Raw genomic sequence first — 12,678 nt, forward strand, 5'->3', positions numbered from 1 at the left:
GGCGGGCCCCTTCGTGCGTCCCGCCCGCCTCCCGTACGGGTGCTCCGCCCGCCGAGTCACCCCCAGGACCCGGCCCGCGCGGTATACGTCGCTGGAAGCGCGCGCGACGACGGGAGAGCCATGGAATCCACGGAGTACCCCTACGACCTCGGCAGCCACGGCCGGCCCGTGACGACCACCTCGCTCGAGGCCCAGCGATGGTTCGACCGGGGCCTTGTGTGGTCGTACGCCTTCCACCACGAGGAGGCCGTCGCCTGCTTCGAGGCCGCCGTCCGGGCCGACCCCGACTGCGCGATGGCCCACTGGGGCATCGCCTACGCGCTCGGCCCCAACTACAACAAGCCCTGGGAGTTCTTCGACGAGGAGGACCTCACCCGGACCGTCGCCCGCACCCACGCAGCCGTGGAACGGGCGCACGAGAAGGCCGCCGACGCCACGCCCGTCGAACGCGCTCTGATCGGCGCCCTGCGCGCCCGCTACCCGCAGTCCGGCCCGGCGAAGGACTGCTCGGTGTGGAACGAGCCGTACGCCGACGCCATGCGCGCCGTCCACGACCTCGCCCCCGACGATCTGGACGTGGCCGCGCTGTACGCCGACGCGCTGATGAACCTCACCCCCTGGCAGCTCTGGGACCTGCGGACCGGAACCCCCGCCGAGGGTGCCCGCACCCGGGAGGCCAAGGACGTCCTCGACCGCGCGCTCGCCACCGCCCCCGCCGCCCGGCACCCCGGAATCCTGCACTTCTACATCCACCTGATGGAGATGTCACCGACCCCCGAGGCCGCCCTCCGGGTCGCCGACCGGCTGCGCGGCCTGGTGCCCGACGCCGGGCACCTCGAACACATGCCGTCCCATCTGGACGTGCTCTGCGGCGACTACCGACGCGTCGTCACCGACAACACCGCGGCGATCGCCGCCGACGAGAAGTACCTCGCGCGGGCCGGCGCGATGAACTTCTACACGCTGTACCGGTCGCACAACCACCACTTCAAGATCTACGGCGCTATGTTCCTCGGCCGGTACGAGACGGCCCTCGCGGCCGCGGACCGGCTGGAGGAGTCGATCCCCGAGGAACTGCTGCGGGTGCCCAGCCCGCCGATGGCCGACTGGCTCGAAGGCTTCCTCGGGATGCGCTTCCACGTCCTGATCCGGTTCGGCCGCTGGGAGGACATCCTCGCCCTGCCGCGCCCCGCGGACCCCGGGCTGTACTGCATGACGACCGCCCTCTTCCACTACGCGCGCGGCGTCGCCCTGTCCGCAACGGGCCGGGTCGAGGAGGCCGAGGCCGAACGCGAGCTGTTCCGGGCGGCGGTGGACAGGGTCCCGGAGACCCGGATGCTGTTCAACAACACCTGCCACGACATCCTCGCCGTCGCCGCCGCGATGCTGGACGGCGAACTGGAGTACCGCAAGGGCCGCCACGACCTCGCCTTCGCCGCCCTGGAGCGCTCGATCGCCCTGGACGACGCCCTGCCCTACGACGAGCCGTGGGGCTGGATGCAGCCCACCCGGCACGCCTACGGCGCCCTGCTGCTGGAGCAGGGCCGGATCGCGGAGGCCGAGGCGGTCTACCGCGCCGACCTCGGCCTCGACGACAGCCTGCCGCGCCCCTCCCAGCACCCGGGCAACGTCTGGTCGCTGCACGGACTCCACGAGTGCCTGGTCCGGCAGGGCAAGGACGACGAGGCCCGGATCGTGGCCCACCAGCTCAAGTTCGCCGCCGCGCTGGCCGACGTACCCGTCCGGGCGTCCTGCTTCTGCCGACTGGAGGCGCCCGAGGACTCCGCCGGCCCGTCCGGCTGCTGCGGCATGGACAATTGACCGACGACGAACCGCAGGACGAGCAACCGACCGCACGACGAGGAGTCCCGGGGCATGGCGGACGCACGGTGAACGAGACACGCGGGTCCGCTCCGACGAGACCCGGGCCGGACGGCCGGACTGGTCATGACCTCGTCGCGCGCGCCCGGCTCTGGGCGCGGGTCGCGCTGCTGATGGTCGCCGGATGCGCCGCCGTGGTCGCGGGCGGCTCCGGATCCGGCGGCTGGCTGGTGCTGCTCGTCGGGCTCGCCGGACTGGGCCTGGCCGGGGCGGGCGTGTGGTGGATGCTGGCGCACCGCGGCGGCGCCCGGCTGCTGGGCGCCCTGCTCGCGGTGACCGCGCCGGTCGGCGTGCTGGTGCTGTACGCCGCGTCCGGCCTGTGGGTCGTCGCGGTGGGCGCGCTGGCGCTCTGGGCGGCCGCCCTCGCCGCGGCCCGTGCCGCCCTGCGCACCGTGCGCCGCCCCAAGGGCACGCACGGCCGCAAGGCCCTGCCGCCCCGCCGCCCGGTGCTGATCATGAACGTGAAGTCGGGCGGCGGCAAGGTCGTCAAGCACAACCTCGTGGAGCGCGCGGAGGCGCTGGGCGCGCGTGTGGTGCTGCTCGGCACCGACGAGGGCCACACCGACCCCGTCGCCGAGGCCCGGCAGGCCGTCGCCGACGGCGCGGACCTGCTCGGGGTCGCGGGCGGCGACGGCACGCAGGCCCTGGTGGCCGCCGTGGCCGCCGAACACGACCTGCCGTTCCTGGTCGTCGCGGCCGGCACCCGCAACCACTTCGCCATGGACCTCGGCCTGGACCGCAGCGACCCGGTGCTCAGCCTGGACGCCCTCACGCACGGCGTGGAACTCCGCGTCGACCTCGGGGACGTCGGCGGCCGCGCCTTCGTCAACACCGTCTCCTTCGGGGCGTACGCGGAGATAGTGCAGAGCCCCGAGTACCGCGACGCCAAGGCCACCACCGCGCTGGAACACCTGCCCGACCTGCTCCAGGGCCAGGCCGGCACCACCCTGGACGTCCGGGCCGACGACTCCTCGATCCACGCCCCGCAGGCCCTCCTCGTCAGCAACAACCCCTACGCCCGCGCCGATCCGCTGGGCGGCGGCCGCCGGCCCCGGCTGGAGACCGGTCTGCTCGGTGTGATCGGCGTCCGGGTCGAGGGGGCCGCCCAGGCCGCCGAACTGGCGCTGCTCGGTGAGCGGGCCAGCGGCATCACCTCGCTCACCGCCCGCCGCGTGGTCGTCGAGGCCGACCGGGAGACCGTGCCGGTCGCCGTGGACGGCGAGGCCCTCGACCTGCCCACCCCCGTGGTGTGCACGGTCCGCCCCGGCGCGCTGCGGGTCCGGGTGCCGCGGCACCGCCCGGGCGCCGCCTACGCGCCTCCCACGGTCGACTGGCGGCGGATCGTCCGCCTCGCGCTCGGCCGCCCCGACCCCCGTACGATCAAGGATGCCTACGATGTCTGACCGCCGTCAGAAGATCTCCGCGCTGAGTCTCGTCAGCGACCTCGCCACCATGGACCAGGCCCTGTACGAGACGGTCACGGTCACCAGGACGCCCGCCCTGGACACCGCGCTGCGCCGGCTCTCCGCGGCCGCCGACCACTCCAAGATCTCCTTCGCGGTCGCCGCGGGCCTCGCCCTGTGCGGGCGCCGTCCGCGCCGGGCCGCGGCGATGGGCGTCGCGGCCGTCGGGGTCGCCTCCGCCACCGCCAATCTGCTCGGCAAGCGGCTGGTGCGCCGGCCCCGGCCGCACCGCGCCGAGGACTCGCCGTTCCCCGGCCGCCATGTGCCGATGCCGGACTCCGCGTCCTTCCCCTCCGGGCACACCGCCTCGGCCGTCGCCTTCGCGGCCGCCGTCGGCCCGGCCTTCCCTGTCGCCGCCGTCCCGCTGGGCCTGCTGGCCTGCGCGGTCGGCTACTCCCGGGTGCACACCGGGGTCCACTACCCGGGTGACGTCGTGGCGGGGGCGCTTCTCGGCACCGGGTCCGCCGCGCTGATCGTGGCGCTCGCGTCGCGGGCCGACGTCTAGGCGACGGCCCCTGGGTGCCGTTACGGCTTCTACGGCGTCTACGGCTTCTCGCAGTACAGGAAGAGATGGGGCTCGGGCACGGCCTCGGGGTGGTCGGGGGTGAACAGCATGCTCTGCTCGGCCAGCACGGTCAGGCCCGCGTCCCGCACCACGCCGACGAGGTCCTCGGCCGTGAAACTTGTCACCCGCACCGCCTGGCCCATGAAGACGGCGTCGACGCCGTCCACGTCCAGGGGCACCGTGGCGAGCACCAGGGTGCCGCCGGGCGCCAGTGCCCGCGTGAGACGGGCGATCAGCTCGGCCTGCCCGGGCCGGTCGATCTGGAGCAGCGAGAAGTAGACGCAGACCGCGTCGAACGAGCCGTCCTCCAGCGTGAGTTCGCTCACGTCCGCCAGCCGGAACTCGGCGTCGGGAACCTGCCGGGAGGCCAGCTCCACCATCACCGGGGAGACGTCCACGCCCAGCACACGGTGGCCCGCCGAGACCAGGGTGTGCGCGGTCGGCCGGCCGGTCCCGCTGCCGACGTCCAGCACCCGGCTGCCCGGCGCGAGCCGGCCCAGGAGCCAGTCCAGGGAGGCGTGGTGGGCCGAGGAGTGCGCGAACGCCTTCTCGTAGGCGGCCCCGAGCGCGTCGAACACCGCCGCGGCCCGCGGTCCGTCGTCCTCGTCGTTCACGCTGGTCCTCCTGGGGTGACAGGCGGGGTGAGACCCGGATGAGACTCGGCTCGCGCGCATCCTCGCATCCCTGACGGCCTCTCACAACGGCGCCCTCACCCGCCGGGTGCCCGCCTCGCGACCGCCGCCTCCCGGCCGTCTCCGCTACGGAGCGCAACTCCCCGGGCGGCCCCGGCGCGGTTGTTTCCCGGCCGCCCGCGTCCTTCCGTCGCCCGCGTTTCCGCCGCATTACGCGTTCCCCGTCCGGCCCTTGGCGCGGACGAGCCGGTCGGCCGATTCGCGTCGCCCGCGGGACGACGGATTCCGCGGGCGGCCGGAATCCGAGTTTCCACTACCGTAAGTAACATGATCTGCTGCCGTCTGATGGGTGGCCTACTCGCAAGTAGCAAAGGCCGCCGCGATTCGTCGTACCCTTCGGAGGATCCCTATGCCCTCGCCCGAGGAAGCCCTGCACGAGGCCCGCGTCGCCTACGAGGAGCACCTGCGCACCTGCCGCCAGTGCCACTACGACAACGCCCCGTGCGCCGTCTCCAAGCTCCTCCTGCGCGCCTACAACAACGCCCGGCGCGCCCAGATGCGCTCCGGCAGCACCGCGCTGCGCTGACCCGGCCCGCCGCCGCCCCCGGGCTCATCCGCCGGTGGGCAGGACCACCGTCAGGTCCCTGATCTCGTAGCCGCCGATGTCGTCCTTGAACGACACCCGCGGCACCCCGGCCGTCCGCAACCCGTCCAGCGCGAAGAGCCGGCTGAGCAGCACGTCGGCCTCCAGTACGGCGACCCCCGCCCCCGGGCAGCGGTGGGCGCCGTCCCCGAACGCCAGCCCGGCCGCCCACGGGCCGAGCCCCAGCACCCGGCCCGGCCGCAGCAGCAGCGGATCGCCGCCCACGACCTCCGGATCGGCGTTCGCCTCGTCGACGTGGACGGTGATCAGCTCGCCCGTCCCGACCCGGACCCCGCCGACCTCCAGGGGCGCGGTGGTCCGGCGGGACAGGCGGCCCACGACCGGCTCCAGGCGCAGGATCTCCTGGAGCAGCGCGAGCCGCTCCGGCTCCTCCGCCGCGCGGTACCGCTTCTGCAGCGCCGGATCGTCGAACAGATGCCAGGCGGCGGCACAGATGAACTCGCGCGTGGTGACCATGCCGGCCGCGGCGTAGGTCAGGCATTCGCCCAGGATCTCCGCGTCCGAGCAGCCGTCGGCCAGCAGATGCCCGATCAGGTCGTCCCGCTCCCGGCGGCGGTGCGCCCGGATCGCCGGGCGGACGTCGGCGAGATGGATGCGCAGCCAGTTCACGTTCTGCCGGACCAGCCAGTACAGACCGCGCGCGCTCGTCAGCCCCGGCCGCCCGAACTCCTCGGGGAAGAAGGCGTCCAGCCGCCGCTTCAGCCCCGGGCGGCTGTGCGTCAACCCGATGATCTCCCGCACCACCTCGATCGCCATGGTGAAGCTCAGATCGGAGAGCCGGGCCCGCCCGGCCCGCCGCACCACGGCCACCTGCTCGTCGGCGACCCGGGCCATCAGCTCGCGGTAGTGCTCGTCCACCCGCCGGGGCGTGAAGAACCGGGCGGTCTGGCGGCGCTGCTCGCGGTGGCCGGGCCCGTCCTGGTACAGCACGGGCCGGCGGATCCTGGCCGGCAGCTTCTCCACCGTCTCGATGCCCAGCCCCGCCTGCACGGTGTCCGTGCTGCGCAGCACCTCACGGGCGGCGGCGTACCCGTGCACCCGCCAGGTCCCGTCCGCCCCGCGGCTCACCGGGCACCCGGACGGCGCCGCCCCTCGGTCGACCTTCCGTACGGACTCCTGAGCGTCCCCCACCCCGACCACCTTTCCGTTCGCCGGACCGGACGCCAGTGTGACCGGGGGGACGGGTCCGGCGATGCGCAGCTTTCGGCCACACGCGCGTGGCGGTGCGGAGGGGGAGGGGGACGTGGGGTCAGGAGGGGCGTACCGCGCCGCGCAGGGTGCCCTCGCCGACGGCCATGATCGGTTCCTCGCTGATGGGCGCGCCCGGGCGCGGGGCGTGGATCATCATGCCGCTGCCCGAGACCAGGCCGGTGTGACTGAGGTCGTCGTGGAAGAAGACCAGGTCGCCGGGGCGCAGCTCGTCGAGACCGACCCGGGGGAAGTCCTTGGCCTGGTCGAGCGTGGCGCGCGGCAGGGACACCCCGGCGGCCCGCCAGGCGGCCTGGTTGAGGCCGGACGGGTCGTACGACTCCGGTCCGGTGGCGCCCCACACACAGGGCCGCCCGATCTGGGCGCGGGCGAAGGCGAGGGCCTTGTCCGCCTTCCCGAGGTACGCGGTGCCGCCGACGCTGAAGGTGGCGCCGGTGGGAGCGGGGGGTGCGGCGGGGGCGGGGGGCGGTGCCGGGGCCGGTGCCGGGGCGGGCATGGGGGCGGGCGCGGGTGCGGGTGCCGGTGCGGCGGCCTGCTGGGGCGCCGGGTACTCGTACGGCAGGTACGGGAGACCGGATTCGGTGACGGGCATGCCGAGCGGGTCCGGCTGGCCGAGCGGAGGCGCCGGTGCGGGTGCGGCCGCCGGTGCTGCTGTGGACTGGAGGAAGGCCGCCACCACCGGGGAGGCGTAGCCGAACTCCGACGGCGGGAACCCGGTGGCGGGCAGCGCGCCACCGAACTCGGGCGCGGGTGCGGGCGTGGGCGCCGCGAAGGTGTCGGTGAGGGGGGCGGCGTAGTCGGTGACCGGTGCGGTCATGGCCGAGGGCGCGTAGTCGGGGGCGGGCGCCGCCGTCGCGGGCATCGCGTAGTCGGTGACGGGGGCCGGGAAGCCCGCGCCCTGGGTGAGGTACCCGGCCGTCGGTGCCGTGGAGGCGGCCCCGGGGGCCATGAGCGTGGATTCCGGAACCATGGGTCCGCCGCCGCCCAGCATGTCGTCCATGCTGCCGGGCTGGGTCGGTATGCCGGGCGCGAGGGCGCCGTACTCGCCCGAGGCGCCCTGGTAGCCGGCGGCCGCCGTGGCGAAGCCGCCCGTCGGTGCCGGTACGCCGCCCGCCGGGGTCGCGTACTCGGCCGGCGGAGCCTGAGTCGGGGTCTGTGCCTGCGTGGGGGACGGGATGACCGCCATCGGTGCCGTCAGGGCGACCGCCGGTGTCCCGAAGCCGCCACCCTGCGTCAGATAGTCCGAAGTCGGCGCCGTGGGAACGGAGTTCGGCATCGGGGCGGCGCCGCCGGTGAGCTGCGGGATGCCGCCGGTGTCGGTCAGCGGGTCGGTGCCGGTGGTGGGGGAGGGGTTGCCCGACCAGGCCGCCGCGGCCTCCGCGCGGTACGCCAACTGCTCGGCCGTGTCGCCGGGTTGGCCCGCGGAGAGCTGGGGCGGGCGGGACGGCGCGGGTGCGGCGGGCAGGGCCGCGGGCGCGGCCGGGGGCAGCGCGGCGACGGCTCCGCTCCCGCCGGGGAGTTCGGGTGTGCGCCGCTCGGGCGCCTCCAGTTCGAGGCGGCGTCCGGCTTCCAGTTCACGGGGTGCGCCGCCGCCCGTCGGGCGCTCCTCCCGCGGCGGACGGGCCGCCAGGGCGGGACGCTCGGGCATCCGGTCGGCGGGCAGGGTGGCGGCGAGCGTCGGTCCGACGTTGTTGCGGACCATGTCGAACCACTGGCGGGCCACGGAGTCCGTGGCGGCGTCGCCGGACCCCCGGGCGCCGCCGGCGGGCCTGCGGGTCGCGTTCGACCTGGCGCGAGTGGCGTTGAACGTCCCGGTGTCGCTCTCGGCCCGGTCGTACAACGCGCTGACGGCCTGCTGGATCTCCGCCCGGCTAGGCTCGCCGACCTCCGTCGCCATGGAAGACGTACTCCTTCCGTGCTCCGCCGGCCGAGGGGCGGTGGACCCGGACGGCCCGCGGTTCGGGCACGCCTCAAGTTCCCTGCCCTGCCGGGCGGTTGTGCTGTCCATGCCGGGTGCTGGTCACTTCCGGGACCCGGCCGCACCCAAGAGTGCCATGGACTCGGCGGAGGCCGCGCGGTGCGGCCCTGGCGTCAAACTAACCAACGTGTGTGGCCCGTGTGAAGATTGACGTGTTAAATGTCCGATATGAATTCGTGACCTTCGTCTCCAGCGCCGCCCCGTCGTCAACTTCGCGCGCGTGAAGCCGCCCCGGGCGGCCGCCTCGCCGGTGGCCCTGGCCCGCATCGCCTACCGGGACCGGCCGAAGAGCGGCACCTCAGCCCTGCCCGGCGTACGCTCGAAGTATGACGATGCGAGGTGGCGCCGACGGTTCCTGGTGTTCGCTGTGGTCGAAGGACTCGGCCCTGTCGATCGCCTCGGTGGGCTCGTTCCTGTCCGTCGGCTCCGTGGGCAGTTTCCTGTCGATCGGCTCGGTGGGCAGCGCCGCGTCCGCCGTGTCGGTGGGGTCCTGGCTGAGCGCCGGATCGGCGCTGTCCGCCCTGTCCACCGGCTCCGTCCTCGCCTGGCGCTCCCGCGGCGGCGTCCTCACCGGAGCGGCCGCGGCGACCGGCGTCGTCCTGCTGTGCGCCTGGTCGGCCGGCCGCGCCCGCACCCGCGGGGGCTGCTCGCCGCTGGCCTGAGCCCAGGGAGCCGAGCCCAGGGAGCTGCGGCGAGGGGGCTGTGGCCAGGGGGCTGTGGCCAGGGGGCTGTGGCCAGGGGGGAAGACGTCCTCCCGTCCCCGTCCCCGTCCCCGTCCGTGGCCTTCGCGAGCCCGACGCACGGGGCGTTGTCAGTGGTCGCCGGTAGGTTTTTCGGCGTCGGGGTGATCAGCCCGCGACAACCCCCCTGTGCTGCGCCGATCCGGCGTGCGCAGCCCTGCGCCGCGAAGGAGATGGTGCGTTGTCGGACTGGGAGAAGTCGAGCACGGCCCGGGTGGTGCCACCCGCGCGGCCACGCAAGCTCGCCAAGGTCCCCTTCGTCGAACTGGCCGACGGACGCCTCCAGGGCGTCGTCTCCAGCGGTTCGGACATCGAACGGGTGTACGTCTCGTCGGTCGCGTCCGGCACGTACGCCTTCGCGTGCAGCACCAACAACAACCGCCCCTGCGGCGGCGCCCGCGGCTCGTTCTGCAACCACATCCGCGCCCTGGTCACCGAGGCGGTGCTCCAGTACGGCGGTGATCGCGTCGCCCGCTATCTGCGCGCCGAGCCCGGTGGCGGAGGCGGCACGGACGCCGCGGCCCTCACCGCCGTCATGACGGGCACCCGCCCGCCGCAGGCGGACGGCAAGACACTCGCCGCACCCGTCTTCAGCAGGTTCCTGCGTCACCTCGCCTACCTCGAACTCGCCCCGGTCACCACGCCGTTGCCGGAGATGCACTGGTTCCCGCCGACCCGCGCGGCGGAGCCGGGGGCGCCCGCGGGGGAGCGCGAGGAGACGGCGGCCTCGTCCGTGGACGGTCTCGACGAGGCCCTCGCCGCGGTGGACGCCGTCGACCGGGCGCTGGTCACGGGGCTGCTGCGCCCTCGCCCCGAGCGCGCCGCCGACCTGCTGGAACTCGCCGACGCCCTGGCCGGCAGCCCGCTGGCGGGCGTGGTCGCCGAGGCCGCCGAGAAGGCCGGTGCCGCTGCCGCGGGGGAGGACCACTTCGTCGCCCTCGCCGCCGGCCGCACCGCTCTCCTGGGCGCCGCCCACGACGCGCTCACGGCGCTCGTGGACGAGACCACCGGCCGCACCCGCGGCGAACCGGCACCCCCGGCCGCGGGTGACCGTGAGACCGTCAACCTGCTGGCGGCGGCCCGCACCTGGCTCTCCGACCTCGCCCGCACCGGCTGGCAGGGCATCGACCACGAACTCGTCGGCGGCGCCGCCCCGATCGTCTCCGCGCTGCTTCCCCAGCCCGGACTGCGCCGTCTGGCCACGCTGCTCGACGGGTTCGCCGCCGAACTGGCCGCCTCCTGCCCGGGCGCCGCCCTCGACCGGATCCCGGCCCGCCGCTGGGGCGACCTGTGGGCCCGCGCCCTGCTGCTGACCTGCCCCGGCGCCGCCGAACCGGCCGCCACCGCGCCCGCCACCGGCCGGCTGCTGCCGCTCGGCGTCGACCTGCACGAACACGCCACCGCCGCGCAGGCCCAGGTGCACGCCGTGTTCGAGCCCGCCGACGGCACCGCGCCCCGGCTGGTCCGCGCGAGCGTCTCCGTGCCGAAGCCGGACACCGTCGTGGCCGCGGGCGTCTGGCAGTTGCTGCGGCCGCACCTCTCGCTGCTGGCGGCGCTCGGCGAGGGCCGGACCATGGACCTCGACGGCATGCCCCTCACCGAGGAGGGCGATCTCCTCTGGGACGACACCCTGGCCCGCGCGGGCGAGCCCGCCGACGCCCTCGCCACCGCCCGCGTCGCCCTCGCCACGGCCGTCACGCCGCCCGTCGCCCCGCTGGACCGCCACCCCGCACGCATCGCGGAGCCGGTGTTCCTGGAGGGCTACGAGATCCGGCAGGACGGCGACACCCTCACCTTCACGGTCGCCGGACAGCCGTACACGGTCGACACCGACCGCATCCCGGCCGCCGGACCGCTCACCCCCGAGGCGGTCGCCGCCTCCGGTGCCTGTATCGCCCTGCTGCGCTGGGACGACGGGGAGTTCCGGGTGCAGCCGCTCGCCGTCGAGACGACCGTGCGCCGCAAGCCCGTCGCCCTGCACGCGGGCGCGTGGGCCGGCGGCACCACCGACAAGGCCGGCCTCAGGGCGGAGAAGGCGGCCACCGACGCCGTCACCGTCCTGCGGGAGCGCGCGGGAAGGCTGCTGCGGAAGTGAGCGAGCGTCAGAGTGACGACCAGGTGGAGGCCCTGCCCCACGACAACCGCCGTCAGGTGCTGTACTGGCGGCTCCTCGCCCGGCTCTTCGACCCCGAGGAGCAGCCCGCGCTGGAGCGGGCGGGGCTCGCCGTCGTGGAGGACATCGGCCTGCCGGCCGCCCTGCTGGACCCGCAGGCGTCGGTCGACTCGATCGTCCAGCGCCACCCGGAACTGGCGGCGGAGTTCGACGGGTTGATGGTCACGGACGAGGACCAGGGCCCGGACGCGGACCCGGACGGCGAGGTCACCCGCGCCGGTGCCGCCGAGGTGCGTCGCGCCGCGCTCGTCTCCAAGGTGCTGCTCAACGTCTTCTCCACCGGCAGCGGAGCCGTCAGCGCGGGTCAGCTCTCCCGCTGGCAGTCCGACGCCGGCTGGCTGGAGCGCGCCCTCGGCTGCGCCCCCGGCGACCTGCGCGGCGGCCGCGGCTCCGGCGGTTCCGGCGGGGTCGCCCCCACCGGCACCGGAGGGGGCGGCAGGACACCGGACCTCAGCCGGCTGATCCCGGCGATCGGACCCGAACTGGGCGCCCTGGAGGCCGACCTCGTCAAGCGCATGCACCTGCGCGAGGTGCTCGCCGACCCGAAACTCGCGGCCCGGCTCACCCCGAGCATGTCGCTGGTCGAACAGCTCCTGCGCGACAAGAACAACCTCTCCGGGGTGGCCCTCGCCAACGCCAAGGACCTGATCCGGCGTTTCGTGGACGAGGTCGCCGACGTCCTGCGCACCCAGGTGGAGAAGGCCACGGTCGGCGCCATCGACCGCTCGGTCCCGCCCAAGCGCGTCTTCCGCAACCTCGACCTCGACCGCACCATCTGGAAGAACCTCACCAACTACAGCCCGGAGGAGGAGCGGCTCTACGTCGACCGCCTCTACTACCGGCACACCGCCCGCAAGACGACCCCGCAGCGGCTCATCGTCGTGGTCGACCAGTCGGGCTCGATGGTCGACTCCATGGTCAACTGCACCATCCTGGCGTCGATCTTCGCCGGACTGCCCAAGGTCGACGTCCACCTGATCGCGTACGACACGCAGGCCCTCGACCTCACCCCCTGGGTGCACGACCCCTTCGAGACGCTGCTGCGCACCCAGCTCGGCGGCGGCACCGACGGGACGGTCGCCATGGCGCTGGCCGAGCCGAAGATCGCCGAACCGCGCAACACGGTCGTCGTGTGGATATCCGACTTCTACGAATGGCGGAGCCAGCCCCTGTTCGACAGCATGGCCGCCCTCCACCGCTCCGGGGTGAAGTTCATCCCCGTCGGCTCGGTGACCAGCTCCGGGCGCGGCAGCGTCAACCCGTGGTTCCGGGAGCGCTTCAAGGACCAGGGCACCCCGGTGCTCTCCGGGCACATCCGCAAGCTCGTCCAGGAACTCAAGACGTTCCTCGGCTGACGCGCCGCGGCTCCTCCG

At 74.6% G+C, this 12,678-nt stretch carries 10 protein-coding genes and 1 pseudogene; 8 read left to right on the plus strand and 3 right to left on the minus strand.

Going from position 1 to position 12,678, the window contains the following annotated elements; genetic code table 11:
* Window positions 1–120 precede the first annotated feature (120 nt).
* The 3 genes from AFM16_RS34620 (at window position 121) to AFM16_RS34630 (ending at window position 3,849) form a co-directional block, all read left to right on the plus strand.
* Window positions 121–1,821: a tetratricopeptide repeat protein gene (locus AFM16_RS34620; protein ID WP_030795876.1), complete on the plus strand. Its 1,701-nt coding sequence runs from the start codon at window positions 121–123 to the stop codon at window positions 1,819–1,821.
* A gap of 173 nt (window positions 1,822–1,994) precedes the next feature.
* Window positions 1,995–3,284 (plus strand): diacylglycerol/lipid kinase family protein, encoded by a 1,290-nt coding sequence (locus AFM16_RS34625; RefSeq protein ID WP_051780968.1) that lies wholly within the window; start codon window positions 1,995–1,997, stop codon window positions 3,282–3,284.
* The gene (locus AFM16_RS34630; RefSeq protein ID WP_030795878.1) at window positions 3,277–3,849 is read left to right on the plus strand and encodes a phosphatase PAP2 family protein; all 573 of its coding nucleotides are present in this window, start codon (window positions 3,277–3,279) and stop codon (window positions 3,847–3,849) included. Before AFM16_RS34625 ends, AFM16_RS34630 begins: the two co-directional genes overlap by 8 nt.
* Before the next feature lie 38 nt (window positions 3,850–3,887).
* On the opposite strand, the gene AFM16_RS34635 is transcribed toward AFM16_RS34630, so the two are convergent.
* A complete protein-coding gene (locus tag AFM16_RS34635) occupies window positions 3,888–4,523 on the minus strand; it encodes a class I SAM-dependent methyltransferase (RefSeq protein ID WP_245177872.1) in 636 nt (211 codons plus the stop codon).
* Between the two features lie 427 nt (window positions 4,524–4,950).
* Between AFM16_RS34635 and AFM16_RS39595 the strand changes: the two genes are divergently transcribed.
* The gene (locus tag AFM16_RS39595) at window positions 4,951–5,127 is read left to right on the plus strand and encodes a hypothetical protein (protein ID WP_167797308.1); all 177 of its coding nucleotides are present in this window, start codon (window positions 4,951–4,953) and stop codon (window positions 5,125–5,127) included.
* Between the two features lie 24 nt (window positions 5,128–5,151).
* On the opposite strand, the gene AFM16_RS34640 is transcribed toward AFM16_RS39595, so the two are convergent.
* Both AFM16_RS34640 and AFM16_RS40525 read right to left on the minus strand, forming a co-directional pair.
* Window positions 5,152–6,336 carry a cytochrome P450 gene (locus AFM16_RS34640; RefSeq protein ID WP_030795880.1) on the minus strand — a complete coding sequence of 395 codons (1,185 nt, stop codon included), beginning with the start codon at window positions 6,334–6,336 and terminating at the stop codon, window positions 5,152–5,154.
* A 118-nt stretch (window positions 6,337–6,454) separates the two neighbouring features.
* Complete coding sequence (locus AFM16_RS40525; RefSeq protein WP_306293485.1) at window positions 6,455–8,311, minus strand: NlpC/P60 family protein; 1,857 nt, start codon at window positions 8,309–8,311, stop codon at window positions 6,455–6,457.
* A 407-nt stretch (window positions 8,312–8,718) separates the two neighbouring features.
* On the opposite strand from AFM16_RS40525, the gene AFM16_RS34650 reads away from it, so the two are divergent.
* From AFM16_RS34650 to AFM16_RS34660, 4 genes and pseudogenes are all read left to right on the plus strand, one after another.
* On the plus strand, window positions 8,719–9,054 hold the full coding sequence (locus AFM16_RS34650; protein WP_245177873.1) for a hypothetical protein: 336 nt from the start codon (window positions 8,719–8,721) through the stop codon (window positions 9,052–9,054).
* Between the two features lie 259 nt (window positions 9,055–9,313).
* Window positions 9,314–9,814 (plus strand): annotated as a pseudogene (locus AFM16_RS40310) (hypothetical protein); the annotation flags it as partial.
* The gene (locus AFM16_RS34655; protein WP_245178025.1) at window positions 9,788–11,227 is read left to right on the plus strand and encodes a hypothetical protein; all 1,440 of its coding nucleotides are present in this window, start codon (window positions 9,788–9,790) and stop codon (window positions 11,225–11,227) included. The pseudogene AFM16_RS40310 and the gene AFM16_RS34655, both read left to right, overlap by 27 nt.
* Window positions 11,224–12,660 carry a vWA domain-containing protein gene (locus AFM16_RS34660; protein WP_078636317.1) on the plus strand — a complete coding sequence of 479 codons (1,437 nt, stop codon included), beginning with the start codon at window positions 11,224–11,226 and terminating at the stop codon, window positions 12,658–12,660. The genes AFM16_RS34655 and AFM16_RS34660 overlap by 4 nt, the downstream gene beginning before the upstream one ends.
* Window positions 12,661–12,678: the final 18 nt, after the last annotated feature.

Source organism: Streptomyces antibioticus, assembly GCF_002019855.1.
GTDB lineage: Bacteria > Actinomycetota > Actinomycetes > Streptomycetales > Streptomycetaceae > Streptomyces > Streptomyces antibioticus_B.

What these genes read in the sequence shown, in the direction of transcription:
- AFM16_RS34620 (WP_030795876.1), top strand. Translation starts at nt 121, where the DNA reads ATGGAATCCACGGAGTACCCCTACGACCTCGGCAGCCACGGCCGGCCC.
- AFM16_RS34625 (WP_051780968.1), top strand. Translation starts at nt 1,995, where the DNA reads ATGGTCGCCGGATGCGCCGCCGTGGTCGCGGGCGGCTCCGGATCCGGC.
- AFM16_RS34630 (WP_030795878.1), top strand. Translation starts at nt 3,277, where the DNA reads ATGTCTGACCGCCGTCAGAAGATCTCCGCGCTGAGTCTCGTCAGCGAC.
- AFM16_RS39595 (WP_167797308.1), top strand. Translation starts at nt 4,951, where the DNA reads ATGCCCTCGCCCGAGGAAGCCCTGCACGAGGCCCGCGTCGCCTACGAG.
- AFM16_RS40525 (WP_306293485.1), bottom strand. Translation starts at nt 8,311, where the DNA reads ATGGCGACGGAGGTCGGCGAGCCTAGCCGGGCGGAGATCCAGCAGGCC.
- AFM16_RS34650 (WP_245177873.1), top strand. Translation starts at nt 8,719, where the DNA reads ATGACGATGCGAGGTGGCGCCGACGGTTCCTGGTGTTCGCTGTGGTCG.
- AFM16_RS34655 (WP_245178025.1), top strand. Translation starts at nt 9,788, where the DNA reads ATGCACTGGTTCCCGCCGACCCGCGCGGCGGAGCCGGGGGCGCCCGCG.